Origin of the sequence: Streptomyces sp. NPDC059456, assembly GCF_042750055.1 — a bacterium.
Lineage (GTDB): Bacteria > Actinomycetota > Actinomycetes > Streptomycetales > Streptomycetaceae > Streptomyces.
Genome location: NZ_JBHYVA010001090.1, coordinates 1 through 1,517 on the forward strand (window position 1 = coordinate 1; position 1,517 = coordinate 1,517).

Sequence of the window (1,517 nt, forward strand, 5' to 3'; positions counted from 1 at the left end):
GTGTCAGCCCCCCACCCAGGAATCGAGGAACGCATGAGCAAGGGAACCGTTCGCCTGATCTCCGTCGCCATCGCCACCGCGGCGGTCATGGCCGCCGCACCGGTGGCCACCGCCGCGGAGTCCACGTCGGCACCGGCGTCGGCAACGGCGTCCGCGTCCGCGTCGGCGAGTGATCCGTTCTACGCCTACGGCGGCGACCGGCCCCTGTCCGCGTTCGCGCCGGGCACCGTGCTGAAGACGCGGACGCTGCAGTACCACCTCGTCGGCATCCCCACGCCCCTCAAGGCGGTCCAGCTGCTCTACCGCACCACCGACGCCCAGGGCCGTCCCGCCGCGAACGTGACCACGGTGGTGCGCAGTCCCAGGGGCGACCGCAGCAAGGCGGTGTCCTACCAGTCGTTCTACGATTCGCTGAACCCGGAGGACGGGCCGTCCCGGGCGATCGCCGGCAACGTCACCCTCGGCGGCCTCATCCCGAACGTCGAGGCCCTCTTCCTGGCGCCCCTGCTGACGCAGGGATACGACGTCGTCATCCCGGACACCGAGGGCCAGCGGGCGAACTTCGCCGCGGGACCGGAGTACGGGACGAACACGCTGGACTCGATCCGCGCGGCCACCAGGGCGGAGCAGACCGGCCTCGGTCCTTCCACGGCGTTCGCCCTCATGGGCTACTCCGGCGGCGCCATCGCCACCAACTGGGCGGCCGCGCTCGCGCCGAGCTACGCGCCGGACGTCAACCGCAAGCTGGTCGGGTACGCCGAGGGCGGCCTGCTCGTGGACCCGGCGCACAACCTGAAGTACGTCGACGGCTCGCTGGCGTGGTCGGGCGTCATCCCCATGTCGGTCATCGGTGTGTCCCGGTCCTACGGCATCGACCTCAAGTCCTATCTCAACGGCTACGGCCTCAAGGTGTACGAGGAGCTGGAGCGCGGCTCCATCATCGACGCCATCGGCCACTACCCCGGGCTGACCTGGAAGAAGATGGCGAAGCCGGAGTACGCCGACCCCAATTCCGTCCCGGCCTTCCTGGAGGCCGTGAACAAGCTCAACCTCGGCTCCGCCGCGTCCCCGACCGTCCCCGGGTTCATCGCCCAGGGCAACGCGGGAGTCCTGGAGGGGACCTTCGGCAACCGTCCGGGCGTCGGCACGGGCGACGGGGTCATGGTCGCCGGAGACGTGCGGGCGCTCGCCCGCCAGTACTGCGCCACCGGCGGCGCCGCCGTCAAGTACAGCCAGTACGACCTGCTCAGCCACGTCGGCGCGCCCGTCGTCTGGGCGCCCGTCGCGCTGGGCTGGCTGGGCGACCGCTTCGCCGGCCGGGCGGCGCCGTCCGACTGCGGCCGCATCCCCGCGGGCAACTCGCTGGCCCCGGAGGAGCCGGCACCGCTGTCCTGACCCGCTGGCGGGGTCCTGCCGCGGCACGCCGACGCGGCAGGACCCCGCCCCGGCCCGGCGGTGGCGGCGGGGGGGCGCGGCCCCCCCCCACAACCCCCGGCGCCCGCCGCGCCGACGGGGGC

1 protein-coding gene is annotated in these 1,517 nt (G+C 73.2%); it reads left to right on the forward strand.

Translation table 11 applies throughout. The features are described 5' to 3' along the window. The first annotated feature begins 33 nt into the window (after nucleotides 1-33). Nucleotides 34-1,395, forward strand: a complete 1,362-nt coding sequence (locus tag ACFXA3_RS42395; protein WP_385196851.1) for a lipase family protein — start codon at nucleotides 34-36, stop codon at nucleotides 1,393-1,395. Nucleotides 1,396-1,517: the final 122 nt, after the last annotated feature.

What these genes read in the sequence shown, in the direction of transcription:
- ACFXA3_RS42395 (WP_385196851.1), top strand. Translation starts at nt 34, where the DNA reads ATGAGCAAGGGAACCGTTCGCCTGATCTCCGTCGCCATCGCCACCGCG.